The following is an 804-nucleotide window of genomic DNA, read 5'->3' as shown; positions in this document are numbered from 1 at the left end:
GCGGCCCGCGACGAAGGCGAAGCCGATCTTGGAGACGCCGCCGTCCAGCACCAGCTGGATCAGCAGGTGGCCGATGACCAGGACGACCAGGACGACACCGGACAGGCGCATGAACAGCCACGCGGCCAGTTCGAAGTTGCCGCGGGTGGACTTCGGGGTCTTCTTGGTGCGCTTGCGCGGGGCCTCGATGACCGGCGCCGGGTTGTCGACGGAGTACAGCGAGGCCCCTTCGACGGGGCCGACGCCGGAGGCGGAGGTTTCAGTCGTGGACATCAGCGTCAGCTCCCGAACAGTTCACGAGCGGCGTGGCCGAGGACGGGGTAGATCGCCCCGAGCATCAGCACGATCCACACGGCGACGACGGTCCAGAGCATCTGCTTCTGGTACCGGGCGCCCTTGATCCAGAAGTCGACGGCGATGACACGCAGGCCGTTGAGCGCGTGGAAGAGGATGGCGGCGACGAGGCCGTACTCCAGCANNCCTCGTCGTAGGCCTCCGGGGACACCCGCACGAGAGCGGTGTCCAGCACGTGAACGAACAGGAAGAAGAAGATGAGGACGCCGGTGACTCGATGAGCCACCCAGGACCACATTCCTTCCCGGCCGCGGTACAGCGTTCCAGCCGGCACGGAAATTTCCTCCGGGAGCGGGGATTGGGGCCGCGCCGGCTTTCCTTGTCGGTCGGGCCCGGCCGGGTACGGTCCACCGGCCCCCAGCATGGTAGCGACGGTTGCCTGCGGCGCTTACGGGGGGCCTGCCGGTGTGATCAAACTTGCACTCGAAAAGGGGGCGGGGGGTTTCGGGG

At 67.5% G+C, this 804-nt stretch carries 2 pseudogenes; both read right to left on the bottom strand.

The window, feature by feature from the left end:
- A pseudogene (locus CCN29_RS32015) lies at positions 1–273 on the bottom strand (succinate dehydrogenase); the annotation flags it as partial.
- Between the two features lie 5 nt (positions 274–278).
- Positions 279–592: pseudogene (gene sdhC / locus CCN29_RS32010) on the bottom strand (succinate dehydrogenase, cytochrome b556 subunit).
- Positions 593–804: the final 212 nt, after the last annotated feature.

The organism is Streptomyces pseudogriseolus, from assembly GCA_002154585.1.
Lineage (GTDB): Bacteria > Actinomycetota > Actinomycetes > Streptomycetales > Streptomycetaceae > Streptomyces > Streptomyces pseudogriseolus.
The sequence above is the reverse complement of the archived record's forward strand: the minus strand, read 5'-3'. Positions and strand labels throughout refer to the sequence as shown.